We start from the raw sequence: 25,977 nt of genomic DNA on the forward strand, positions 1-25,977 counted from the left end.
CGTTCTTTGATTTCATGTAAATATTCTTGTTTTGCTGCATGAGTCACTACCGAATTCCTTGAAATTGTTGGGTTACCTAACTTATGAGGCAACGACTCCATTTTCAAACCCTTTCGGTTACATTTTTTATGAGTCAACTCGGTATTGCTTCTTCATCTTTGTTTGACTTGAAGTTTTTCTTATCTTCACAGTCAAATGAACGTTGATAAAATTATCAGATTGCCATAAAAGATTGAGATAACGCCACTTGCAGAAAAAGATGGTGGAGGATATTTTGCAACTATCCCATTACTGGAAGGATGTCAAAGTGATGGACGGACTCCTGATGAAGCAATAACAAATCTTCGCGAAGCTCAAAGAGCATGGATTGAATCGGCATTAAAAAATCATGATGCTATCCCAGTACCTCAGTAAAACACAGTGCTTATCACCAATACTCTCCACATCAAACCCAGAAACCAACTAACCCCGCATTCCATACAATAATACCCTGGAGGAAACTTTGACTGAATATTATTCAATCAATTTTTTGAAATTCTGATTCGTGTTGAGTACATTGTTCCAACATCAATCACAGTAATAAGTTCTCTAATTCTTATGATATCCAAAGCCACAACCCCGAAAGAATATCTCGATAGTCTCCCCGAAGACAGAAAAAAAGTGATGACTGAATTACGAAAAGTCATACTCAAAAATCTTCCTAAAGGATTTTCTGAGAAGATGAGTTACGGAATGCTCGGATATGTCGTTCCTCATTCGTTGTACCCGAACGGCTACCACTGCAATCCGAAATTACCGTTGCCGTTTCTGAACATCGCCTCTCAGAAGAATTTTGTCGCTCTCTATCACATGGGTATTTATGCAGACCCGAAATTGCTCGCATGGTTTCAGAAAGAATATCCCAAACATACGAAAGAAATAATTGACATGGGAAAAAGTTGTCTCCGCTTCAAGAAACTCGACCAGATACCGTACAAGTTTATCGGTGAGTTAGTTTCGAAGATGACACCGCAGGAGTGGATTGCTGTTTATGAAAGCCGGGTAAAAAAATAATTTTTTCATATTATCGCTCCTCTTTCTTTCTCAATGAGTTTGTATTAAATATGACAGTTATGTATAATCTATGTGAATGAATATTTCGGATATAATAGATTCAATTCACAACAACAAAGTGCGTGTGTCTGACCATGCTGATGAAGAATCTATTGAGGATAACTTATCATTAAATGAAATACTATTTTCTGTTATTAACGGTGAAATTATTGAAGACTATCCAAACGATAAACCGTTTCCAAGTTGTTTGATTTTAGGATATAACAAAATAAAAGAACCAATACATAGTGTTTGGGCATACAACGAAATCAATAAATGGTCAGTATTGATTACTGTTTATCGTCCAGACGAATTTTTATGTATTGATTATAGATTCAGGAGAACATAACATGATTCCATTTTCCGAATGCCCTGTTTGTGGAAACACAATGGTAGAAAAAAATGTAGAGAAACTTTTACGCGGTGGAACGAACACTGCAACTGTTAAAGTCAAGGCAGAGGTATGTCTCCATTGTGGTGAGCGACTCTATTCAAAAGAAACTATTCATCAATTTGAAGACATTAGAAGGAAACTCGAACTTCGAGACACAAAAGAATTTTCGCGTGTTGGTGAGTCCTATACTGTTGCATTAACTTAGTTTTAGAAGTCAATCGTTATCAGTTAATAGCATCATCAAACAAATAACGAGTAACATATAACGGATAACAAAACTCACCCGCGCGCTCCACACCCTGCCCCCCTTGCGTTCATCAACGTTACGATTCAGTATTCGAGACCAACGCCCCCAACGGCAACGCGGTTAATTCCTTTCTATCCAACTTTCCATCATACTCGATGAAGATATTTGAAAACTTTATCGGCACGGTCTCGGCGGCGAGGAATGGACCTTTCTGTCGTTGAATGTGAAGATGCGGAACAGGCGAGTAACCTGAATTGCCGCACACACCAAGAACCTGTCCCGCTTTTACGTGGTCGCCGACATTGACCGTGAGCGAGCCATACTTGAAGTGACTGATTTCTGTAAACTCCGTCTCCGAATGTTGAATGATGACATAGTTCCCCCAATTGTGAATCTCGTTCACGACACCCGGAGGATTATCCTGAATGTAATTCATTACGGCAATCACTCGTCCATCTGCGGGCGCGAGAACGGGTAATCCAAAGGCATAATAATCTTCCAGCGCCACGCCAAATCCTTTAAACTGTTTTGCTTCATTATCAAGCACAACAAAATCGTATGCGTATGCCTGCGTCCCTTTGTGTGTATGATGTCCGTGTTCTCCCTGATAGACGAACCATGTCCCGTAAAACGGTAACGAGTAGTGAACGTTACTTCGCTTGCCATGATGTTCGAGATACCATTTCCTGTTTTGTTCAGGCGAATGAACTTTCGAGAGCGGCACGAGATACAACCCTGCACGCGATGTATAAAGTATTTGACTGCGAAGCGGATACATCATGATGAACATAACAATGTTGAACGGCGCGACAAGACTGGGAAGTCCGAACGGTTCAAGCATAGCGTTCAATCCGTTCACTACTAACACGCCGATTGCAACTCCACTCGCAGCGTACAAATAACTTGAGAGATTCGGTGCGACGAAAAATCCTCCAAGCCCGATGCCAATGATGATGTAATTCAAAGCGGAAGAAAATGGTTGACCTGTGTTGATATCGCCGCCAATCCAGGTATGCAAAACAATTCCCAGAATCCCGCCGACCACGCCTGTCAGAAAAGAAATTCTGCTCATAATCAACAAACCGATTGCAACGAGAACTCCCGAATAAACGGACGGCTGAAAAAGAGTCGAGCCGAACGAAGTAAGAAAGGAATTCAGCCAATCAGGAAAAGCATCTGCCAATGTTTGATTGATTGAATCACTCAACCAGAATGGCTGAATGACAGCGTGCGGCGTTTCCTGATGAATTGATTTCAAAGCGAGAAGCACTGCCCACGTCGTGATGATGAACGGAATGCTGAGAATCGGCAACTGACGATTTCGTGTCAGCGAAGAAAGCAAACCGATGGCAATCACGGTCGAAAGCACAATGCTAATGAGCAGGACAATGAGCGCTTCGGTAATTATCGGGACATACAAACCGACGCTGATACCAACAAGAAGCCCGTTGATTCCAAAAACTCCCGCCTGCAAATAATTTTTGTCCGTGTGAAGTAACGCCGCAACCGCATTCGCGCCGATATTTCCGAGCAGACCGAACAACCCGATGTACGGGTCGTAGAACGTCGCCGCAAGAAACAAGAGCGCGGGGATGTATCGCTCGGAGAAAAGCGTGTGTGCGTAACTCTTCAGAACGATACGAAAGAAATCGAGGAGAGCGTTTGGTCGCTCCATCGCTTCGCCTTATGCTTTCAGATGATTGGGGACTTTATCCAACTGCTTGATGTATTCCATCGTCTCGCGTTCACGAACGAGATGCGGCTTTCCATCCGAAATCATTACTATCGCCGCTCTCGGTTGAATGAATTGCATACTTTGTGAAAAATTATACGCGCCGATATTTTTCACTACAACCAAATCGCCGCTTCTCAATTGCGGAAGAGAAATTGAAGAACGGACGCAATCAATCTGCATACAAAGCGGACCGTAAATGGAGGAATCTTCCATCGCAACTCCCCCCTCCTGCGCCGGTACAACATCATAACGATACCAGAACGACGAAAAGAGTTGATTGACTCCCGCGTCAATCACATACGACTTCGCGCCGGTTGAAAGTCGCTTCGCCGCATGAACTGTCGAAACCATGTGCATCGCTTCTTCAACGATGGAGCGACCGGGTTCGAGGAATAGCAACGGCGCTTCATTCGGCGTAAAGGGTCCGCGTAATAACATTGGTCCGATGACTTCCGCGTATTGGTCGAACGTCGGACAGGTTTGACTTCCGGGCAAGTACGCTGTGTGCAATGTATTCGGCGCCGCATATCCGCCGCCAACATCCCAATACTGTAGTTTGATTTTTAATTCTTTGTTGATGAGATGATAGAAATTTACCAACTTCTCCGCCATCAAACGATAGGTTTCCACATTGTCAATGTACGTTCCTGCGTGACAGTGCAAGCCGCGCACTTTCAACAAATCGTTACTCATCATTCGTTTGATTGCATCAAAGGCTTGCCCTGATTCAACATTGAATCCGAATCTATCCCACGGCGGATAGTTCAATTCCATGTTCACCCGCACACCGATTTCAATCTGCTTCTTCTGTTCACGAGCGATGTCTTCGAGTAAATACATTTCATCATACGAATCAATGTTAACCAAAGCACCTTCACTGATTGCCTTTTCAAGTTCTTTCTTGGTTTTGTACGGACCATTGAGAATAATTTGCTTTCCGGGGATGTTCAACGAACGAGCGATTTCATATTCAAAACCGGAAACAGTTTCCGCCCACGCTCCCTCTTTATGAAGCGTGGCGCAAATTGCATTCAAATAATTTGTTTTGTAGGAATACGAAATCTGCACTTTCGGATACCGGAGACTGAACGCACGTTGCATATCCCGATATTTTTTCCGTAATGTACTTTCGGAGACAACGTACAACGGCGAGCCGAATTTCTGAACCAATTCTTTCACCGCAACGCCGTCAATATGCGTCATCGGAAGTGTTCCTGGAGCGCGTCCGAATTTGTTTGATAAACCGACCGAGTGCCGGATGATTGTAGGTTTTTCGTAAAACTGTTTTTGAGGCATAAGTTTATTTCAGTGATAGTGTGTTATTAAACGGTCATTAAATTGACGATTGACGATTGAGTCATTGTATCATTTTTAATAAATCGTCAATGATTCAATCGTAAATGATTCAATGATAAATGAGTTCTCCAAGCGTTGTTAAACTCTCGAGGTAGCTGATTGGGCAAACCAAATCTGTTGCGTGACGAACGAACGAAATTCCCGGTTGAGGCGGTGGCAACGGCTTTACTTTTTGTCCAAGCGCAAGATGAACAACGGTTGCCGGCAAATTCACATTCGCACCTGCCGAAAGATAAATCCACGACGGGAAGCGAGGATTAATTTCCACCAAATAATATTTTCCGGATTTCTGTTCTTTGAGAAACTCCAACTCGCATGGTCCACGCCACTTGAGAGCCTTAATGAGCTTTTCAGAAAGTTTTGTAAGAACAGCATCTTTGATTGTCACTCCTGCCCATGCTTTTCCTTTTTCCGTCAAACGAAGTTTTCGCATAGGCACCGCGCCAATGAGTTTTCCTGTTCCGCTTCCGACGCAGGCAACGTCATATTCTTCTCCTGCAAGATATTCCTGAACAATGATGGGTAATCCCCACTTTGCTTTCAATCGTTGGAAATTGATTACTGCTTCTTCCACTGTATAGGAAATGTACGCTTCGTAAAATGTTCCCTTCACGACGATCGGTGTCCCGAGTGTTTTGAACGCATCTGCCAACAACCGTGTATCGTTAATGGTGATAGTTCTCGGACAAGAGATGCTATGCTTCTTGCAAAAATCTGAAAGTAACGCCTTCGACCGCAAACGAAACTGTTCTTCCGTAGGGAGAAACATTTTAATTCCCATCGAAGTCAATTCGGTTGATAAACGATTGACATTGGTAATTTCAGAATCAAGCGTCGGGATGAACACATCAATCGGAGTGCGTGAATGAATGTATTCGATACGTCGAAGTAACGCCTCCTCCCCTTCCGAAGGGTACGGAATGAGATACACTTCATCAAGCAAATCGCCGTCATAAATTCCCGTATCGAACGCGTCATACGTCAAGCCGATAATCTTACCGATGTTTTTCAGTTCATGGCGTACGCTTCTGATAACAGGAATTCCCGGAGCGGGATTATCAGTTGCGTTCAATCCTGTAACTGCGATGTTAAGTTTCTTTGTCATGGGCGATGTCCTCGAACAAATGTTTTCTTTGATAATTTCTGTTCATGTCTCTTTGAATGTATTCTAAGAGATTGTTCCAACTTTGTTGGTTCTGTCATTCCGAATCCCGCTTTAGCGGGTGAGGAATCTCGAGTCAAATAATGATTTGAAATCAAACCGGAAGAATGTTTGGCTTGAAGAGTTGAAGTTTTCAAAATAATCTTTCCACTCCCGTTCGCCTTCAGCCAATATCCTTTTCCCGGTTCGATAATTTCGGTACTTGTGTAGCCTGAATTATATCCGAATACAGATGACTCAATCAAACCAATTGGTATCGTTGTGATTGATGAAACGGAAACTGAATCAGACACAGAGCCGATCATATTCCAACCGGAGAAAACATCATTTGTGTCTGTCAATAGTTCATAACCTGCTATTGCAACAGTTTCCGGTGTGGAGAATTTCAGCCAATATCCAACTCCAACCCGGAGTGAATCATTCTGATAATATCCTGTCTCTGAAAAGGCAAACGCAGACGATGTTGCTTTGGGAAAGAGTGAACTCGTTTTATTATCAATCACCAACGAAGGAACAGAAACAATGTTCCATCCCGCGTTGATAGGAACAAAAACATTCTGACTTTGTTCAACGAAGAGTAACACCGGCTTATCCAAAGCAAAACTTGCCGAGGAAACAATCATATCGGGAACTCCGTCATCATCGAAATCTCCTGCGGCAATTTTTGTCGGACGAAAATATCCTTGGTCGTCTCCTGAAGTGTGGTCATCCGTTGTATCATCCATAAAAACAGTTGAGTATGAATAATTGTAAATATCATTCACTGCGCCGCCGAGATATTCACAACGATACACCGCTTCATTGTAACTTCCGGCAAGATACAGTTCGGGAACGCCGTTCGTATCCAAATCTGCTTTTGTCATCCCAACCATACCGTTGTACACATCATACTGAGCAAGCCAAACAAAATCTGCCGCAGTCATTTGGCTCACATCACCTGAATTCGTTGCAACAAACAATGCCCCGTTCGCCGTCAACATATACAATTCATTTGTAGCATCGTTATCAAAGTTTGCTTCGATAAAACCATCATTCACCAAATCAACATAGTAAGAAAGATTCTTTATGTTGACTGAAAGCGCGTAACTGTCCGCGCTTCCTGTGTTTTCATAGATTGCAACACGAAGCGTATCCCAACCGGAAACGACAAGTTCTTTTCGATTGTCTTTGTCCAAATCGGTTGCGGCAAGCGAGTAACCAACGACAGATAACGTCGTGGAATCAACAAATTCAATTTGCCATGTCGGATTGAGGAGCGAATCATTCTGCAACGAAAAAATCATCACTTTACTTTTGTACGTGTCCCAACTTTCGACAAACGAAACTGCGACTTCCTGTCGTCCGTCGTTATCTAAATCATTTGCGAGAATTGAACTTCCTTCTTGGAACCAATGTCCCAAACCAAAATCCCATGTCGTCGTCGGGACGAACGGGAAACCATTATCATATCCTTCCCATTCAAAAACATACAAGCCATGATATGTTGTATCAATCGGGTCGAGCAGACAGAGAATTTCCTGACGACCGTTTCCATCCAAATCTGAGACCGTTACTGTGCTGTAATCATTCGAGTACGGATAGAGCGAATACCACCAAACGATTTGAAAACTATCGTTCCCAACCGCTTCGTAGAGATACAACATGTTGAAGTAATCACTGCTCCATTGTGTGCTGATGAGAAATTCTTTCTTTCCGTCCTGGTCCAAATCCAATTCCGATTGAACCATTGACCAGACAACGCTTGATGGGTCATAGCCTCCGGAATCCCACGGCGCGGTGAACCATCTCGGAACAAATTCATTTTGTGCTTTCATAACTGCGGGCGTAAAAAGAAGCACTATAACTGCGAGGTTATAGAACACCAAACGCTCGTACCTGCTCAAGGAACTCCTCCAAATCTTTTTGTGCGATTGATTCTCCGACATCGAAGGTTGATGTCAGCGCTTTAATTGTTGCAGGGGCTGATTCTCCATCCATCAAATGCTTGAGGATAAGTCCACCTGTTGAGTTAACAGTGTAGGTCAACCCCGTAACATGGTCGAAGAGGAAACCATTTGGTGTGAGGGTAATTTCTTCTTTCAAATTTCTTTGTGTTTGAATTGAACTTGCCATAACAATTTTATTGATGTGAATAAGAAAACGTTCCTGATTTATACACGAGCAATTCGTCGAGATGAAACCCGCTCTTTCCGCACCAGTAGCAATCCTCGATTGTGCACTCGTTTTTATATACTTTCTTTCCCCAGACTGCCGCCTCGAACGAACCGCCGACAAATTTCTTCCCAACTTTAATCACTTTATCTGATGTTTCTCCATTTAATTCGATTTGCTGATGCTCTCCATCTTTCAGCGCATCTTTCACTGTCGCGGGATAAAGCGAAACTCCAAGATAAACTTTTTTCTTGTTTGATTTCACATCGAATGTAAGTTTGGTCGGAACTGCCGAGTCATAATCAAACGAAACTTCCGTTGTCAACGTCGTTCCGTTTTGATTTGATGTCTTCGATTCTTGCACATACACACTGCCGGCAAAAATCAAGAGACCAAAAAGTAAAAACAGAATTTTATAATTCTTCATAAGTTATCCTTTGTTAAAATGAATATCGAAAACCGATTGAACCGTAGGTGATAGTGTAACTATCGAATGTATCATACTCGAACGACGGAGCGATGTTGAAATTTTTCGTAATGCCGATTGTTCCTCCGAGCATGTAGCCGCCGGTTTGTACTTCAGGTTGATTGTAGAGAAGCAGTAAATCTTCATCGAAATAAAATGTTCGTCGTCCGAATCCTACCGAAACATTCATGCGTGTATATTTTCCGAGCGATACGTTTATGTTCTGCCGGACAAAGAGAAAGTTGCCAGCCCATTTCGAATCAGAAGCAATTGCAGAAGTCGTTATCCAAATTCCGGAGCCGAGATTGTAAATGAAATGCCCGGAATAATTATTCACAGCATAATCGGATGTAGTTGTTGATTGATTTCTGCCATTTCCTCTTGATGTGTTCGTTTCGCTGATTTGAATCGCGCCGGAATATGTAAATCCGACAGATGCATCATAGTTCAGCCAATAGCCGAAACTTCCTCCGAACGCATGAAAGATAAAGGGGTTAGAAATATCTTCGATTTCGCTCTGGTAGTTGTAGGAATAAAACAACGCTCCGCTTACACGATTCCCCAAACGCATCGAACCTTTTCCAATGAAAGCGTACTCAGAAAAATAATTCAGACCGACATCGTCTCTCGAAAATGAAAGCCAATGGTAACCGAAAGTATAGAAATTCTTCTTCTGGTGTTCGAGCGTAAGAAACGTATTCACGGATTTTGATACGGTCGCAGTTGAATAGGAGCCATACGAATAAAACACAGATGAATGGATTCGTACATCCGATTGTGCAGATTCATTCGTTTGCCTTGAAGAGGAACGATTGGTTTCGTCCTGTCCGAACATAACGCTGTTGAAAAATATAATGAAGACTATGATGAACAAATGATATTGATTTGTATGTTAGAGACTGACTTCCCGCGAATAGTTTAATCTTCTGCAGAAAGAGTTGTGCATACATCGCGGCGGGTTAGTAAATGCGGGCGGACAATTATACAAAAAATTATTTTGCCGAACAATCGTCCAATCAATTTCTTATATTATTTACTCAACAACATCTTCTTCACTTCGATGAAAGAACCTGCTTGAAGTTTGTAGAAATATATTCCGCTTGGAAAACCTGTTGCATCCCATTCAATGCTGTGTTCACCCTTCGTTTTCTTTTCATGAACCAACGTTGCTACTTCTTTCCCTAAAATATTGAATACTTTGAGTGAGACGAATCTGAAATCCGAAATCCGAAATCTAAAATCAGTTTTGGGGTTAAACGGATTCGGATAATTTTGATATAAATGAACAGAAGCGGGAATGTTTTCATCATCATGTATGCCAGTCGGAGTTTCCCCACCATTCACTGTCTTTAATATCATTCCACCGGAGCCAACAACCCAGCCGGTATCACTATTCACAAAGAAAACCGAATTGAAAACTCGTCCAGCTGTTTTTGTCGGAAGACTTTTCCATGTTCTTCCTCCATTAATTGATTTTACTACCGTGTCGGAGGGAGAACCGACGGCATATCCTTCGGTTCGATTAATAAAATGGACATCATTAAGAAAGGACATTTGAGAAGCGTTATTGGAATTCCAATTTGTTCCGCCATCCGATGTCCAGTAAATTCCGTTTCCATCTCCGCTTGCCCATCCTACAGAATCATCCGTGAAAAAGATACTTCGATTCGCGGCATAACTCTGATAAATCCAATTAGTTCCGCCATCAGTCGTATGAAGTATTCTTCCGTTGTTTGCTGTCACCCATCCGTTTATGGAATTGGGAAAATGTACTGAGGTAAAATACTGAGTCCTGTCATCAAATAACGTTTGTGTCCATGAAGCGCCTCCATCATTCGTTGAATACACAACCGACTTTGTTACATCACCAACAAATTGTCCCACAACATAGCCGTAAGAATTATCGGTGAACACAATACCGTTGAAAGTATTATTAACAGGAATTCCGTGATTGGTATTTGTCCATGTGGTTCCACCATTTGTTGTTTTTCGAATAACATTGTTGTTCCCGCACACCCAGCCCAATGATACGGAGACAAACACAACCGAATTCAAAGTCTCAGTCGTGCCGGATGTTTGGTCGTTCCAAACGCTTCCTCCGTTCGTTGTTTTGAGGATAACTCCCCCCTCACCCGCAGCATAACCAACCAACTTATTGGCAAAAAATACTGACCTCAAATTGCTCGAAGTCCCGCTGTTCTGAGAAAACCATGGTTCCTCGGCAATCAGCGTTAATGAAGAAGCAAGTAATAAAATTAAAAATCGAGTAAAATAACTTTTCATATCCCTAAATACCTTAAAATAATTTGCCTGAGTATATCATTCTTTACAGAGATTTGCAAGGGTTTGAAGAAAATATTTTGTTAAAACTATCCCTCGCTCCTTTTTCATTAAACCCATTCTTCATTGTTCAGTCTAAATCCCAGACAACATAGGTTACAATGAACACGCCCTCAAAAAAACTCATTTCGCTTGATATTTTCAACATCTGTTTGACTTTCTTTCTTGGATTGTTCCTACTCGGTTGCAGTTCTACCACCCAACTTTCGAGTGTTTGGAAATCAAACGAAATCCAAATAGACGGCAACGCCAACGACTGGAGTTCCTATCAAACAAACATCAAAGACTCCCCTATTTCTTTAGGATTGAGAAATGATGATGAGTTCGTCTATGTCTGTTTGAAGTCGCCAAATCCGCAATTTCGTAGACAACTCGGCGGGCTGGGTTTGACGCTTTGGTTCGAATCCGAAAGCGGAACAAGATTTGGCTTGAATTATCCAATGGGATTGATGAAAATTGAAAACCCGACTTCCTTTCCTTCCGAAGAGGCACGCTCTCGCGAAGAGTGGGACAAACTTTCTCAAGAATCAATGAATGAATATGAAATTATCGGTAACGACGAAAATGACAGGCACCGGTTTTCGATAATTGAGAAAAATGGATTCGCAATGAAAATCGGGGAACAGGATTCGACGATTGTGTATGAAGTGAAAGTCCCGCTAAAAAAAACAAAAGCGACTCCGTATGCACTTGAAGCATCACTCGGTTCGATTGTGAAAGTCGAAATTAAATCGGGAACTTTTGGTGGCATGAGACCGGGAAGAAGAATGGGCGAAGGACGACGTGGCGGACAAATGCCCGGCGATATGGAACCACCAGACGGAGATATGCAACAAGGAAGAAGACGCGGCGGAGAGTTCGGGAGAGGACCTCGTGGCGACCGTCCACAACCGCTCGACTTTAGTTTCGAGTTTCGCCTTTCGACTTCTGAATCCAAGTAACACGTAAATTATTCGTATCTTCACTCCATGAAAAAATTGTACCTTATCATGTTGCTGAGTCTTCTCAGCCTTCAAGTCTATTCTCAAACTGCCGATCTTACTGGCAAAATCATTGACAGCAAATCGAAAAAGCCCATCATTGGCGCGCATGTCAAAATAACCCATCGGAGAGATACGACTCAAACTCATATCATGCCTTCCGATACGAATGGGAATTTTCTATTTTCAAACATTCGGTTTGGCGGATACTCGCTTGATGTTTCTTCAATCGGGTATGCAAAATTTACTAAGTTTGTCCGGGTTACTGAGACAAGTGTCAATGCAGGCGAACTCGAATTGACAGAGACAGAAATTCCTGTTGATGAAATGGTCGTTGAGGAAATGGCTCCCCGAACATTTCAAAAAGGAGATACGACAGAGTTTAATGCGCGTGCATTCAAACTCAACAAAGATGCGGTTGCAGAAGACCTTGTGCAAAAAATGCCGGGCGTGACGGTCGAACAAGGAACCGTAAAAGCACATGGAGAAGAAGTGAAACGTGTGATTGTGGACGGTAAACAATTTTTTGGAGATGACCCGACACTTGCTTTGCGGAATCTTCCTGCTGAGGTTGTGGATAAAATTCAAATATTCGATAAGCAAAGCGACCAGGCACAGTTTACCGGATTCGATGACGGGCAAGCGGTGAAAACCATGAACGTGGTTACACGTCCTGAACGAAGAATAGGAACGTTCGGAAAAGCGTATGCTGGAATTGGTGATGCGGGGAAATATATTGGCGGAGGAAACCTCAACCACTTTCAGCAAGGAACGCGAATATCTATTCTTGGACTTTCAAACAATATTAACCAACAAAATTTTTCGCAACAGGATTTGGTCGGAGTGATGGGGGGCGGCGGTGGCGGACGCGGTGGTGGTGGCGGAGGAGGAGGAATGGGCGGAATGCGGTTTGAACGCGGCGGTGGTGGTGGTGGTGGCGGCGGACAATTTCAAGGTGGATTCGGTGGGAGTAATTTTCTCGTCGGTCAACAAAACGGAATTGCATCAACAAACTCATTCGGTGTAAACTACTCCGATAATTGGGGAGAGAAACTTTCTGTTCAACACAGTTACTTTTTCAACCGGACACAAAATAACAATTTGCAAAATCTGCAAAGGCAATATTTCACTTCGTCTGATTCGACACGGACGTACGACCAATTTTCTGACGCTGAAACGAAGAACTTCAATCATCGCCTTGAGATGCGATTTGAATACACGATTGACACGATGAACTCTCTCATACTTCAGCCACGTTTATTTTTTCAGGATAACAACTCGTCAAGTTATCTCTTCGGCAGTACCATGTTGAATGATTCGTTGCTCATTAACAATACCATTACTGACAACAACTCAAACACAACGGGAAATAATCTTTCAAATCAATTAACATTCAGACACAGATTTGAAACTACAGGACGGACTTTTTCTATTGAATTAAGAAATAGTTTTAACAATCGAGAAGGGACAGGAAACAATACTTCTGATGTTACATATTATCATAACAATGGAAACCTAAAACCAATCATTAATCAACATACAACGACGAAAACCGATGGCTCATCAATATCTTCTCGAATTGTTTATACTGAACCTATCGCTGAGAACACACAACTTCAAATTTCTTACAATCCGTCCTTCTCGAAAAGCAACGCCGATTACAGGAGATTTAATCTTGATTCTTCTACATACTCCTATTCGCAGCTAGATACAACGCTTTCAAATCAATATGAGAATACATATACGACACAAAACGCGGGTGTTGCCTACCGATGGCGTGATTCTTCGATTAATTTGAATCTTGAAATGTCTTATCAGATTTCCGACTTGGAGGGCGGACAGGTGTTTCCGTTCACTTCTTCAACAAAGAAAATATTCTACAATCTTCTCCCATCTGCGTTCATGCAGTACAAAATTTCCGAAACGAAGAACCTCCATACATATTACCGGACTTCAACGCGTGAACCTTCAATAAATCAACTGCAAAATGTTGTTGATAATTCAAATCCACTTTTGCTTACTTCAGGGAATCCGGATTTAAAACCGTCTCTTACGCATACATTGATGTCTCGATATTCCCTCACAAGCATTGATAGAACAAAGAGCACATTTCTCATGTTCATGACATCCCTGACAAATAATTATATCGGTAACTCAACGATTACCAATGCAAGTGATCTTCTTGTACCAACCGGAGTGCAACGTACTACTCCGGTCAACCTTGATAATTCTTGGAACGCCCGCACATTCATAACACATGGTATTCCATTTGAAGTCATCAAAAGCAATCTCAATATGAACGCGGGCTACACATTTTCTCAAACTCCCGGACTCATTAACAATGTTGAGAACATCACGAGTACATCGGGAATTAATGCAGGCGTCGTTGTCAGCAGTAACATCAGCGAGGACCTGGATTACACACTTTCCTATTCCGGCAATTACAATATTTCCCGCAACTCGTTGCAGGAAGAATTGGATAACAATTATTACTACCACAACTCCGGTTTGAAATTCAATGCAACATTTTGGGAGAGTTTAGTTTTACGAAATGAATTGACGAACATGCTCTACAGTGGTTTGGGCGATGCGTACAACCAAAACTATTGGTTATGGAATCTCAGTCTCGGTAAAAAGATATTCGACAATCAAAACGGAGAAATCCGCCTCACCATTACCGACCTGCTCAACCAAAATACAAGCGTCAATCGCTCAGTGACTGAAACCTACGTCGAAGATTCGAACAATCAGGTACTTGGAAGATATTTGCTGTTGATGTTTACTTATACGCTACGGTAATTGGTTACATGTTCTTTTTGTAAAACAATCCAAATTTACTTGTCCTGTTATTGATGTATTTTTCAATATCAATTTGTTTTTATTTTTTTTAGTTATTTTCACTCACAAAATAATCCGCCATCAATTCCGCCTGTTTCAAAACTGTTTCAATTGCCTTTGCTTGTTTGTCAGGCGGATAGCCATACTTTGTTAATGTTCGTCGTACAAGTACCATGAGTTTTGCTCTGGCGCTTTCCCGAATCGTCCAATCAATCGTGGCATTTGCTTTCACTTTGTCTGCAATTTCTCTTGCTATAACTTTTAATGTTTCATCACCCAGCACCTGAACTGCGCTATCATTCACTTCTAACGCATTGTAGAATGCAACTTCATCTGTGGAAAGTCCAAGTCTCTCACCTTCTTTGTCCGCTTCTTTGATTTCTTTCGCAATGCGAATGAGTTCTTCGATTATCTGTGCTGTTGTCAATAAGTTATTTTGATATTTTTTAATGGAAGCCTCAAGCATGTCGAGTAGTTTCTTGCTCTTCACAAGATTAGTTTTTGCCCGGCTCTTGATTTCATCATTCAGGATTTTCTTTAGCAACTCAAGAGCAAGATTCTGGTGCTTCATTCCCTGCACTTCGAGAAGGAATTCATCCGAGAGAATAGAAATGTCAGGCTTCTTAATTCCCGCCGCATCAAATATATCAATCACCTTATCTGATGTCAATGCTGAATCTATTATTTGTTTGATGGCTGTTTCTATTTCCACACTTGATTTTCCTGAACCGGTACGTTCAAATTTCACTAACCGCGACTTTACTGCCTGAAAGAATGCAACTTCTTCTTTTATCGCAATCGCTTTTTCGTGTGGTATCGAAAGTGCAAATGCCTGACTGAGCAACGTTTCTTCTTTGACAAATCGTTCTTTCCCATCTTGCAAGCCTAAAATATGTTCTTCCGCTTGCAGGATAATAGAAAGTTTTTCTCCCGGATTTCCAACAAAAAATCTCTTGTAGTTAAAGCCCGTACTTCCTTCATAATACGCCAACGGTTCTGCGACAAGAATATCGTTCTTCGTTTTACTTGTTTCGCGAAACATCTGCCGTACAATTTCAAGTTTTTCGAGCATAGCTCTTACTGCTTGCTCTTGCGTTTCGGTCGGGTCTCCTTTGCCTCCGGCATCCGAATAAAACGATAATGCTTTTTTCAAGTCGGTTGCAATGCCTAAATAATCAACCACCAATCCACCCGGCTTATCCTTGAAGACACGATTGACGCGGGCAATCGCTTGCATCAGTGTATGTCCTCGCATCGGTTTATCAACATACATTGTGTGCAAACACGGGACATCAAAACCAGTCAACCACATATCGCGGACAATAACAATGTTCAACTTGTCGGCAGAATCTTTCATCCGTTCTGCCAACCCCCTTCTCTGACTTTTGGTAGTGTGATGTTTTTGCATGAGTGGTCCATCATCACTCGATGCCGTCATCACTACCTTGATTGAACCTTTCGTTAAATCGTCGTCGTGCCATTCGGGTCTCAGGTTGATGATTGCATTGTACAAATCAACTGCAATTCTCCGACTCATTGCAACAATAAGCGCTTTCCCTTCAAACGCCTCTTGTCGTTGTTCGAAATGGGAAACAATATCCCGTGCAAGATTGATGAGCCGTTGTTCATTCCCGATGATTGCCTCTAACCGCGCCCACTTTGCTTTTACCTTCTGTTTTTCAGTAACGTTCTCATCATGTTCCAACTCCTTATCAAACTCCTCCAGCAACCGTCTCCCTTCTTCATTAAGATTGACTTTTGCCAAACGGCTTTCATAATAAATCCTTACTGTCGCACCATCGGTTACTGCATCGCTGATGTCGTATCGGTCAACATAATTGCCGAACACTTGCGGAGTGTTGACATCGGTTCCTTCAATCGGTGTTCCTGTGAATCCGATGTACGTTGCATTCGGCATAGCATCGCGCATGTATTTCGCGAATCCGTATGCTAATCGTTTTCCCGTGACTTCTCCTGTCTCTTTATCAAAAACATCTTTGGCAACCGCTTCAAATCCGTATTGCGTACGATGGGCTTCATCGGCAATCACCACTATGTTTCTTCTCTCCGAAAGACAATCATATTTTGAATCCTGTGCCGAGCTTGTCGAAGCATCCGGAAAAAACTTTTGAATGGTTGTGAAGACAATCCCGCCGCTTGCAACATTCAACAATTCCTTCAGGTGCGGTCTGTTTTGTGCCTGCACCGGTTCTTGTCTGAGTAATTGTGTTGATGCCGCAAACGTATCGAACAACTGGTCATCTAAATCATTTCTGTCGGTGATGACTACAATCGTCGGGTTTTGCATTGCAGGAGAAGTAATAAGTTTGCCTGAATAAAATACCATGCTCAGACTTTTCCCCGAACCTTGCGTATGCCAAACGACTCCACCTTTCTTACTCCCGTTATTCCCCGATGCTTGAATCGTACTTTCGAGAGCTTTATTGACAGCATAATACTGGTGATACGCGGCTAACTTCTTTTCGGTGACAACCTGAGTAATACCAGTCTGCAAGTCTTCTTTTTTCGTCTTCTCGAAAACAATAAAATTTCGAATAAGGTCTAGCAACGTTGCAGGATTCATCATTCCTTTCAACTGGGTTTCCAATTGTGGGATAAACCGGGATGCTTCTTTTCTTCCATCTGCGGTTTTCCATGCCATGTAACGGCTGAAACCGGCAGATACGCTTCCTGCTTTACATTCCATCCCATCGGAGATAATGCAAACAGCATTGTAGGTAAACAGACTTGGAATTGTTGCCTTATAGGTTTGGATTTGCTCGTAGGCTTTTCTTATTGTTGCGTTTTCATCGGCGGCATTTTTTAACTCTATGACTACTAACGGGATGCCATTAACGAAAAGCAAAACATCGGGGCGTTTGTTTTGGCTTGAGTTGCTTACCGTGTTTCTCTCAACAATGGTGTATTGATTGACTGCTAAAAAATCATTGTTGAGGGGATTGGTGAAGTCTATTAACTCAACTTCATGACTTCGCTCGTAACCATCCTGATGATACGCGACCTTTACTTTTTCAATAAGCAGTTGATGGAATGTTTCATTGGTATGAAGTAAATCAGGAGAGTAAATACGGAGAACTTTCTGTATCGCTTGTTCTCTTGCATCCTCCGGTATTTCGGGATTCAACCGTTCAACGGCATTCCGCAACCGTCCGGTAAGAATGATTTGCTCAAAGGATTCTCTCTCCGCTTGTTCTGCTTCCGGCGCGATTGATTGCCCATGAACATATTCCCATCCGAGCAATTGTAGTAAATCAATTGCTGATTCTTCGATAATATTTTCGGTGATAGGTTTCATTAATTTATAGTTTTAGATGGAGTCCACTTTCACCCACAGAAATAATGTTATACTCAAACATTTCCTGTTTATTGATAGAAGTGGACTCCATCTTCGTTATCTGCTGTGTTAACATCATTTATTAAATAATTTATCATCATTCCAATTTGCCGGATTGTTAATAATATAATTGGAAATCGTTTGATATGATTGTTCGTTCCGGATAATGTGTTCATAAAACCGCGATTGCCATTGAAAATTTTCATGTCCATGATTATTGCACCATCGTTTTACGGAAGATTTATATTGATTGACAATAACCGAAACAGAACCCGCAACCGGTTTTCCGTATTGATTAATTTTCGTTTGCTGTTGTGGTTGGAGAACGCCGTGGGATTGGGATGTGTCGGTTGGTAGGGACACGCCATGGCGTGTCCCTACGTGGCCTGTCCCCCCATCCAATTTATCACCCAACACCAATATACAATGTACATGATTGGGCATCACAACATATTCACCAATTTCTACATGTGAAAAATGATTGGGAATGTTTTGTAAATATTCATCTGCAATTCTTCCCATATCATTGAATATCATTTCACCATCCATTATTTCTCCCATCAGACATTCCCTTTCCTTTGTGCAGATGGTAATAAAATACGCGCCCGCTTGTGAATAATCATATCCTTTTAATCGGATTGACCTACGATGATGTATTTGCGGATTATATTTCATTTTCTTTTTTCATTTCGTACGGGCGGGCTTGCCCTTACGATACCCTCACCTCTCCACTCATCAACTTTGGTAACAGCGTATCCCGGAGTTGCGTGAGGGTGCGGATTTGATTTGTATTATTTTTCATTTTTGCTATCGTTGGTAAGGTAACTTTATTGAAACACTCTAATGTATGTGTATCAGGGATAAAAATAGGATAATCACCAATGATCTCCCAACTCGTTCTTGGCATTCGTGTCCCCTCAGAAGACAAATCTGAATAATCAACTAATTCTTTCTGGAATAAAGTAAATAAACAGAAAGCAAAGTAAATTGATTCTTTTGGTCTTATGACAAGTATATCAGTTGAACAAATCCCATTGAACGGTGCATAACAAACCTTATGAAAGTAGGGTCTAAGTTTGCCGAAAAGAATATCGTTCTCTTTGAATAAAGATTTGTTACTTGAAACATCTGTGCTGGAGCCATAACTGTTTAATACAATTTGTTTGCGGTCAATATGTTCAAGTCCAACATATATAATATCATTTGTAAAATATTTTGGTGAAACATTTGCTTTGACGTTTATTGCTATATCTTTAAGTGTTTTTTCCTCCCACCCCTCCTCCGCTTCCTCAACAAACCACTGTCGAAACAACGTCTCAGCCAATGCCTCAAGTGTTTTATTTTGGCGGTGGAGTAAATCTATCTTATCATCCAAGCTACTGAGGATGGAGGCAATAGCGCGTTGTATTAGATAATCCGGTAAACCAATTTCAAGTTCTTTTAATTCAGAAGATTTTATACCTTCTACAACACTCCCTTGCGCCCTTGATTGTAACAACGCCTGACCAACATTACTCTGTAAGTAATATTTTAAAAAAATATTATCACAAATATTTTTCTTGCCTCTTAACGTAATAATTCGTTGAGCTAATGCGACTTTTTTATCTTTCAATAACGCCACTTCCCCCAGAGGCGCTTCAGTAGTTAATACGACATCATTTATCTCTGGAAAACCCCGTGTCATCCATTCTTCATAATTGTCTTCTGCAATGAATTCATTTGGTTCAAGTATTCTACCATCCTTCACTATTTTTGCGGTAATTAAAGGAATACCTCTTTCCGTTTTAGTGGGTGTTTTTCCTCTATAGTCAATGAATGTCTCAATAACTTCTTTAAGTTTATATTCCTTCCACTCAGCCATCAGCTTCAATTAGTATTTCTTTAAAGTAAGGAAGGAACCAGCTAAATGGTTAAAATCATTATCAGTTGTTACGAGAGGTGCGTCAAGAACTAATGCCGTTGCTGCTATCCATAAATCATTTTTCCCCATTTTAATTGCTGAACCTTTGAGCATATTTCCTTTATCATCAGCTATCTTTCTCTTACTATATGCATCAATTATAGCATAGGCGTTTTGTAATTCTTCATTTGCAAATGTTATATCTACGAAAGATATATATTGTAAGAATTCGTCCAGCAACTTAGTTTTATTGACACCCCAACCTCTCTGCTTTACAAATGACAATAATTCTCCTTTCGTTACAGAGGAAATAACCGGAACCATTTCAGGATCATCCAGTTTTAATTCATCATTCAATTTGAGATGAAGAGGACTCTTCCGCAAATAATGAACTACGATGCACGTATCTAAAACTATTGTTTTCATCAATCGAGGTCTTTTAATATTTCGTCTAAGCTCTCATCACCAGGCCATTTGCCTGTAATCAGCGATAAAGGATTTCTTGTTTTCCCGGATTTTAGCTGAAATGCAATTTGCTGTCTGGCATTCATCGCAGATGGTTTTCGTGAAAAGAATTTATCTTTTTGCCCCGGTTGAGAAAATTCTTGCACCTCTATATACGATAGCTGTCCTCCGGGTTTGTAATGTGCCATTCCAGATATGGTGAGGTCTTTCCCAAAATATTCCGCCATAGAATTAATTATGTTTACATTTTTTGTGAAAGCATTAATATTCCCTTCATCGGTAATCAAAACAAGTTTTGATCTTGAATATTTCATTTCATCAAGTCTGCCATTAACAATAACTTTATTGGGTTCAGGAATTGCATCCTCGAGATATTCAATCGTCTTAAAAGATTCAAATGTAATTTCAATTTCAGGTATTGTGCCTCGATTTGAAAAGTAGATCACTTCACGATGACTAAGCAAATTTTTCTTGAACTTCAACAAGGTTTTTAATAAGGGTTTGTCAAGATCATTTTTATCTTCATCTTCAAGTAGTGCAGAACGAAACGTTTGAATAACTAAAGCCATCGGAGTTAGGGATAATAAATCCTCGGTTGGTTTAAATAAATCGAATTGAAGATACTGTAATGTTGAACTAAAATGTTCACAATCCAATAATAAATTTGTCCCTTCATTTATATTTCCATGTAGGCTTTTTAATCGTATCGCTAAAGCTTCTTTTATTTGCTTTGGAGGTTGTATTTCACTAAACCCTCCTAACTTCAGCATTAATGCTTTTGTTGCAATTTCCTTAGTGTTTCTGGTAAGAAGATTCAAACGGTCAAACTCAAGCAAACCGTTGTCATTTTTATTTCCAATTATTCTAATATCGTAGTTCATTGTTTTGAAGTTCCTTGTAATTCTATTTTACCAAGATTTATCGTTATCTGCTTATTCAAATTATCTTCTTCAGCAATCTGCTTTTCCAATTCCGCTTTCAATGTACCAAACCTCTCCGCAAAATTAAAATCATCCTCATCATCCGGCAAACCAATGTAACGTCCGGGGGTAAGTACATAGTCTTTTGATTTTACGTCTTCAATCGTTGCGCTTTTGCAAAATCCGGGGATATCGTTGTACTCTCCTTCTCCCGTTCTCCAATTGTGATATGTTCTGGCAAATTGCTGTATCTCCTCCGGCGCTAAATCCCTGTTCTTCCGGTTAATCAAAAAGCCGTGGTTGCGTGCATCAATAAATAATATCTGCCGCGCTCGCTTCTTCTTGTTCCTTCTCATAAACCAAAGGCAAGCGGGTATCTGTGTATTGAGAAATAACTTGGTGGGGAGATTCACAATGCAATCAATCAAATCGTTTTCAATTAATGCCTTTCGTATCTCGCCTTCGTTGTTTGTCTTGGTGGTGAGTGAGCCTTTTGCCAAAACAAATCCGGCTAATCCATTGTGTGCAAGATGGTAGAGGAAGTGGAGTATCCACGCATAGTTAGCATTGGCGGCTGGAGGCGGAAGTTTCGCTTCACCGATCTTCCATCGTGCATCATCGCGTAACAACTCACCGCTCCAATCGCTATCGTTAAATGGCGGGTTGGCAAGTATGTAATCGGCTTTCAAATCTTTGTGTAAATCGTTGAGGAACGAGCCTTCGTTGTTCCACTTGATATTACTGCTATCAATGCCGCGAATAGCAAGGTTCATCTTTGCCAATCGCCATGTGGTTTGGTTGCTTTCTTGTCCGTAAATGGAAATATAGTCTTTGGGATTTAACACACCCCCACCCCCTCTCGAGAGGGGATTTTTTTTTCGGTAATGGTCTTGATGAGCCTCAATAAATTTTTCGCTCTGAACAAACATCCCACCGGAGCCACAACACGGGTCAAACACTCTGCCTTCATACGGTTCAATCATTTCCACCAATAACCGGACAACACTTACCGGAGTATAGAACTGTCCTCCTTTTTTTCCTTCCGCTAATGCAAACTCTCCAAGAAAATATTCATACACTTTCCCCAGAACATCTTTGCTTTGGGCTTCCTTCGTGCCTATTGCCGCGCTTCCAATCAAATCAATGAGACTGCCCAAACTCTGTTTGTCTAATTTTTCCTGCGCGTACACTTTCGGCAACACTCCCCGTAACGATGGATTATCTTTTTCTATTGCGTCCATCGCATCATCAACATCTTTTCCGATTGTGGGTAACTTCGCTCTCCCCTGTAACCACTTCCATCGTGCAGAGGGGGGTACGTAAAATACTTTCTCGGCTGTGTACTCGTTCTTATCCTCCGGGTCTGCGCCTTCGCTTTGTTGCTCAATGAGTTTTTGATACAGTTCTTCAAACGCATCGGAAATATACTTTAAGAAAATAAGTCCTAACGCAACATGTTTGTATTCAGCCGCGTCAATGTTCTTGCGGAGTTTATCAGCCGCTCTCCAAAGTTTCTTTTCTAACGGTTCATCCGTGTTGTTGATTTTTTGTTTTGCCATTTGATATGTTAAGTTCTCATTCAGGAATTGGCATGTATATACAAATTTTCTCTTGAAATATCAATCCGTTTTGCTGAATTGTTAGGTGGTGAGTGGTTTATTGGTGAGTAGTTAATTGGTGAGTAGTTAATTGGTGAGTAGTGAGTGGTGAGTGGTGAGTGATGAATGTAACACAACCAAAAAGCATATCCTTGAGATTATTTCCGCTGTACTTGAACAATTAGGGAAGTTATTGCGGGAGTTTATCAGGGGCAAGATATGCTCGTTTTGCTTAAAATAACAATAGAATAGGCGTTTTCTGCCTCCCTAAAATCTTTCGGGAATTCCCCGAAAAGTTGGAAGGAATTTCCGGAACGAAGTGCGAAGCCCACCAAACAATGTGCAGAGTTCCGGGAAACGTGTGCAGTCGCCTCCAAACAAAATGCAACTCCCCAAAAATGGAGTGCGACTCCCTCGAAACAAAATGCAATTCCCGATACATCGTGTGCATTTGCCCCCGAACAATATGCGACTCCCCAAAAACGGAGTGCGACTTCCGCGGAACAACATGCAATTCCCGATACATCATGTGCAGTTCCCCCAAAACAAAATGCGACTCCCGAAAAACGGAGTGCGACTCCCTCGGAGGTGTGTGCGAATGCTTCAGGTAATGTTTGGGAAACTATTTCCGAAGTCAAAAAGTTATATATCCAAGTTTGTCTGATTACGAATCGGACTCTACAGAATACTTTTTTTACCGATGCAGTTTCATCCGTTCGTGGCTCTGCTTTTTGTGTGCCGAAAAGACAGAAACAGTACAGGAGCGAAATTGTTCATCGCTTTCATTCATTGCAACGCGACACCGCATACCGGTTCGTGTGTTGCGTGCATAATGGCACAGAAAGGAGAATCGCGTTATGGCATCGAAAGATTATTTACCAAGAATTGACGCTCAGTTCGTCATCTGGTTTGCTAACTTTGTCGGAAAGGTTCCGCAGTATAAAGATACGTACGGAATCAAGGACGATGAAATCAACCAGTATTCGGCTGACTTGACTGCATTGAAGGAACGATTGGAACTTATCGAATCAACGAAGAAAACACTGCACTCGTTGGTCGAGGGAAAAGATTCAATGATTTCCGATATCAGCAAGAGAATCCGGACGACGGCAATTCTTGTAAAACGTCATAAGGATTACAAAGCGGAAGACGGAGAAAATCTCGGAATCATTGCACCTGCCGATATGGATGAAGCAACACTCTCGGCAATTGCAAAACCAATGTTCCAGGCTCTCGCCATGAGCAACTTTGTCCGGCTCGATTGGATAAAGAGCGCTTATGATGGTGTTATCATTGAGTGCAAGCGGGGAAATGAAACAACATTTTCACGGCTTAGCCCAGATAACCGTTCGCCGTATGAAGATGCACGACCTAATCTTCAGCCGGACGTTCCCGAAATCCGCGTCTACAGAATGAGATACATTCTGAACGAAAAAGAAGTCGGGAATTGGTCTGACGAAGTAAAAGTCGTTGTGTTAATATAAACGACACAGGAAGAAATGGGGGCGGGGAGGTACCACCTCGCCCCTGTGTTTTCAAAAATGTAGGGCGGTTTTAACAAATACAAATTAATATCGAATGTCGAATAAGGAATTATGAATTTTGAAGTAAATTTCCACTTCATAATTCGACATTCAATGTTCATTCTTCATTATTAGAAGTCTTTGCATTACCTCGTATTTGTCATGCCGAACTTGTTTCGGCATCTAAACAAGCGCCGATAGACCCTGAAACAAGTTCAGGGTGACGTTGTCGTAGGGTTTTACAAATCCTTCTATTCGAACTACCATGTATCTTCTAAGTTGGTGAGCAGAAGCAATAACCGGCAATCAATTCTCAACAATTCTCTGGGTACAATCGTAGAGGTCGCAACACGTGTGGCAGACACGCTTGTGTGCGCGGAAATCTATGAACTCCACATCCGGTGCTAAATATTCGTTTCTCACCTGTTCTTCCCGCAGTAAATCGGTGCTGAGATATTTTTTGTTATCATCCGGAAAGACCGTAACGACAACGGCATCAGCGCCGAGTTGATTTTGCACTTTCAGCGCTCCAACAAAATTCGCTCCCGAAGAAATACCAACTGCAATCCCTAATTGTGCGGCGAGCTTTTGCGACATCAGGATTGCATCCCCATCATTCGCACTCACTACATCATTTAGTTGGTCAAGTTTCACAATTGGAGGAATAAACTCGTCCGAGATTCCCTGAATACGATGATGACCGACTTTGTGTCCCGATGTAAGTGTCGGCGACTCTGTCGGTTGTAATGGATAAATACACACTTTTGGATTCTTGCTACGAAGATACCGTCCAACCCCCATGATTGTCCCTCCCGTTCCAACCCCTGCAACAAACGCATCGGGTTTCCGTCCGGTAAACCCTAACTGCCACCATATTTCAGGACCTGTTGTTAGTTCGTGTGCTTCAATGTTTGCTTCGTTGGAGAATTGACAGGGGAGAAAAACATTATTTTCATTCTTTGCAAGTTCTTCTGTCTGACGTATGCTTCCCACAAAACCTCCTTCTTCACGAGTCACCGGTTTCACTTTCGCACCGAGACTCCGAATCAGGTCAACTCGTTCGCGGCTCATCCAATCCGGCATGAAGATAACAACGGGATGACCAAGTGCTTTGCCAATTGCCGCAAAAGAAATTCCTGTGTTGCCGCTCGTTGCTTCGACGATTGTGTCTCCCGGCTTCACAAGTTCTTCGTTGTACGCTCGTTGCATGATGTGGAATGCCATTCTATCTTTGATGCTTCCGGTCATGTTCATGTGTTCTGCTTTGGCGTAGAGTTTCCGCATCTTCCCCTGAAATGTGAAATGGATTTCAAGTAGCGGCGTGTTCCCCACCATGTGTTTGATTCCTTTAAAACGGTCAACGGTTGGTTTTACAACTGTATTATTCATTGTTCATCATTTTCATTTCAACTTTGAATTTATTCGGGCATTTGGAGAGAATGCTTATCAATAATT

The 25,977-nt window shown here is 41.6% G+C and carries 22 protein-coding genes; 7 read left to right on the plus strand and 15 right to left on the minus strand.

What is annotated here, in order from left to right:
* The first annotated feature begins 231 nt into the window (after positions 1-231).
* The 4 genes from HY960_06615 (at position 232) to HY960_06630 (ending at position 1,691) form a co-directional block, all read left to right on the plus strand.
* Positions 232-414, plus strand: a complete 183-nt coding sequence (locus HY960_06615) for a type II toxin-antitoxin system HicB family antitoxin (GenBank protein MBI5215410.1) — start codon at positions 232-234, stop codon at positions 412-414.
* A gap of 183 nt (positions 415-597) precedes the next feature.
* Entirely contained in the window at positions 598-1,053 is a 456-nt protein-coding gene (locus tag HY960_06620; GenBank protein ID MBI5215411.1) for a DUF1801 domain-containing protein, read from the plus strand.
* A gap of 76 nt (positions 1,054-1,129) precedes the next feature.
* On the plus strand, positions 1,130-1,441 hold the full coding sequence (locus HY960_06625) for a DUF4258 domain-containing protein (GenBank protein MBI5215412.1): 312 nt from the start codon (positions 1,130-1,132) through the stop codon (positions 1,439-1,441).
* A 1-nt stretch (position 1,442) separates the two neighbouring features.
* Positions 1,443-1,691: a YgiT-type zinc finger protein gene (locus HY960_06630; protein ID MBI5215413.1), complete on the plus strand. Its 249-nt coding sequence runs from the start codon at positions 1,443-1,445 to the stop codon at positions 1,689-1,691.
* Positions 1,692-1,809: 118 nt separating this feature from the next.
* Here HY960_06630 and HY960_06635 read toward each other — a convergent pair whose 3' ends face one another.
* The 8 genes from HY960_06635 to HY960_06670 form a co-directional block, all read right to left on the minus strand.
* Positions 1,810-3,408: an urea transporter gene (locus HY960_06635; protein ID MBI5215414.1), complete on the minus strand. Its 1,599-nt coding sequence runs from the start codon at positions 3,406-3,408 to the stop codon at positions 1,810-1,812.
* Positions 3,409-3,417: 9 nt separating this feature from the next.
* Positions 3,418-4,764, minus strand: coding sequence for an alanine racemase (locus HY960_06640; protein MBI5215415.1), 1,347 nt, complete (start codon positions 4,762-4,764; stop codon positions 3,418-3,420).
* A gap of 109 nt (positions 4,765-4,873) precedes the next feature.
* On the minus strand, positions 4,874-5,929 hold the full coding sequence (locus HY960_06645) for an ATP-grasp domain-containing protein (GenBank protein ID MBI5215416.1): 1,056 nt from the start codon (positions 5,927-5,929) through the stop codon (positions 4,874-4,876).
* Positions 5,926-7,800, minus strand: coding sequence for a VCBS repeat-containing protein (locus HY960_06650; protein ID MBI5215417.1), 1,875 nt, complete (start codon positions 7,798-7,800; stop codon positions 5,926-5,928). Before HY960_06650 ends, HY960_06645 begins: the two co-directional genes overlap by 4 nt.
* A 37-nt stretch (positions 7,801-7,837) precedes the next feature.
* Positions 7,838-8,098, minus strand: coding sequence for a PqqD family protein (locus HY960_06655; protein ID MBI5215418.1), 261 nt, complete (start codon positions 8,096-8,098; stop codon positions 7,838-7,840).
* Between the two features lie 7 nt (positions 8,099-8,105).
* Positions 8,106-8,564: a hypothetical protein gene (locus HY960_06660; protein MBI5215419.1), complete on the minus strand. Its 459-nt coding sequence runs from the start codon at positions 8,562-8,564 to the stop codon at positions 8,106-8,108.
* A 13-nt stretch (positions 8,565-8,577) separates the two neighbouring features.
* A complete protein-coding gene (locus tag HY960_06665) occupies positions 8,578-9,438 on the minus strand; it encodes a hypothetical protein (protein ID MBI5215420.1) in 861 nt (286 codons plus the stop codon).
* 194 nt (positions 9,439-9,632) lie between these two features.
* Positions 9,633-10,886, minus strand: a complete 1,254-nt coding sequence (locus HY960_06670) for a T9SS type A sorting domain-containing protein (GenBank protein MBI5215421.1) — start codon at positions 10,884-10,886, stop codon at positions 9,633-9,635.
* A gap of 158 nt (positions 10,887-11,044) precedes the next feature.
* Between HY960_06670 and HY960_06675 the strand changes: the two genes are divergently transcribed.
* A complete protein-coding gene (locus HY960_06675; GenBank protein ID MBI5215422.1) occupies positions 11,045-11,884 on the plus strand; it encodes a hypothetical protein in 840 nt (279 codons plus the stop codon).
* Positions 11,885-11,911: 27 nt separating this feature from the next.
* Complete coding sequence (locus HY960_06680; GenBank protein ID MBI5215423.1) at positions 11,912-14,722, plus strand: TonB-dependent receptor; 2,811 nt, start codon at positions 11,912-11,914, stop codon at positions 14,720-14,722.
* A gap of 88 nt (positions 14,723-14,810) precedes the next feature.
* Here HY960_06680 and HY960_06685 read toward each other — a convergent pair whose 3' ends face one another.
* The 6 genes from HY960_06685 to HY960_06710 all read right to left on the minus strand — a co-directional run bounded on the left by HY960_06685 (position 14,811) and on the right by HY960_06710 (position 22,960).
* Positions 14,811-18,077, minus strand: coding sequence for a type I restriction endonuclease subunit R (locus HY960_06685; protein ID MBI5215424.1), 3,267 nt, complete (start codon positions 18,075-18,077; stop codon positions 14,811-14,813).
* Positions 18,078-18,191: 114 nt separating this feature from the next.
* Positions 18,192-18,791 (minus strand): transposase, encoded by a 600-nt coding sequence (locus tag HY960_06690; GenBank protein MBI5215425.1) that lies wholly within the window; start codon positions 18,789-18,791, stop codon positions 18,192-18,194.
* A gap of 34 nt (positions 18,792-18,825) precedes the next feature.
* Positions 18,826-19,977 (minus strand): restriction endonuclease subunit S, encoded by a 1,152-nt coding sequence (locus HY960_06695; protein ID MBI5215426.1) that lies wholly within the window; start codon positions 19,975-19,977, stop codon positions 18,826-18,828.
* Between the two features lie 9 nt (positions 19,978-19,986).
* The gene (locus tag HY960_06700; GenBank protein MBI5215427.1) at positions 19,987-20,442 is read right to left on the minus strand and encodes a type II toxin-antitoxin system VapC family toxin; all 456 of its coding nucleotides are present in this window, start codon (positions 20,440-20,442) and stop codon (positions 19,987-19,989) included.
* Positions 20,442-21,362: a hypothetical protein gene (locus tag HY960_06705; protein MBI5215428.1), complete on the minus strand. Its 921-nt coding sequence runs from the start codon at positions 21,360-21,362 to the stop codon at positions 20,442-20,444. Before HY960_06705 ends, HY960_06700 begins: the two co-directional genes overlap by 1 nt.
* On the minus strand, positions 21,359-22,960 hold the full coding sequence (locus HY960_06710) for an SAM-dependent DNA methyltransferase (GenBank protein MBI5215429.1): 1,602 nt from the start codon (positions 22,958-22,960) through the stop codon (positions 21,359-21,361). Before HY960_06710 ends, HY960_06705 begins: the two co-directional genes overlap by 4 nt.
* Before the next feature lie 896 nt (positions 22,961-23,856).
* Between HY960_06710 and HY960_06715 the strand changes: the two genes are divergently transcribed.
* On the plus strand, positions 23,857-24,483 hold the full coding sequence (locus HY960_06715; protein ID MBI5215430.1) for a hypothetical protein: 627 nt from the start codon (positions 23,857-23,859) through the stop codon (positions 24,481-24,483).
* A 345-nt stretch (positions 24,484-24,828) separates the two neighbouring features.
* Here HY960_06715 and HY960_06720 read toward each other — a convergent pair whose 3' ends face one another.
* Positions 24,829-25,911, minus strand: a complete 1,083-nt coding sequence (locus HY960_06720; protein ID MBI5215431.1) for a PLP-dependent cysteine synthase family protein — start codon at positions 25,909-25,911, stop codon at positions 24,829-24,831.
* Between the last annotated feature and the right edge of the window lie 66 nt (positions 25,912-25,977).

It is taken from the genome of Ignavibacteriota bacterium (assembly GCA_016212665.1).
In the GTDB taxonomy this organism is placed as follows: Bacteria; Bacteroidota; Ignavibacteria; order UBA10030; family SZUA-254; genus FW602-bin19.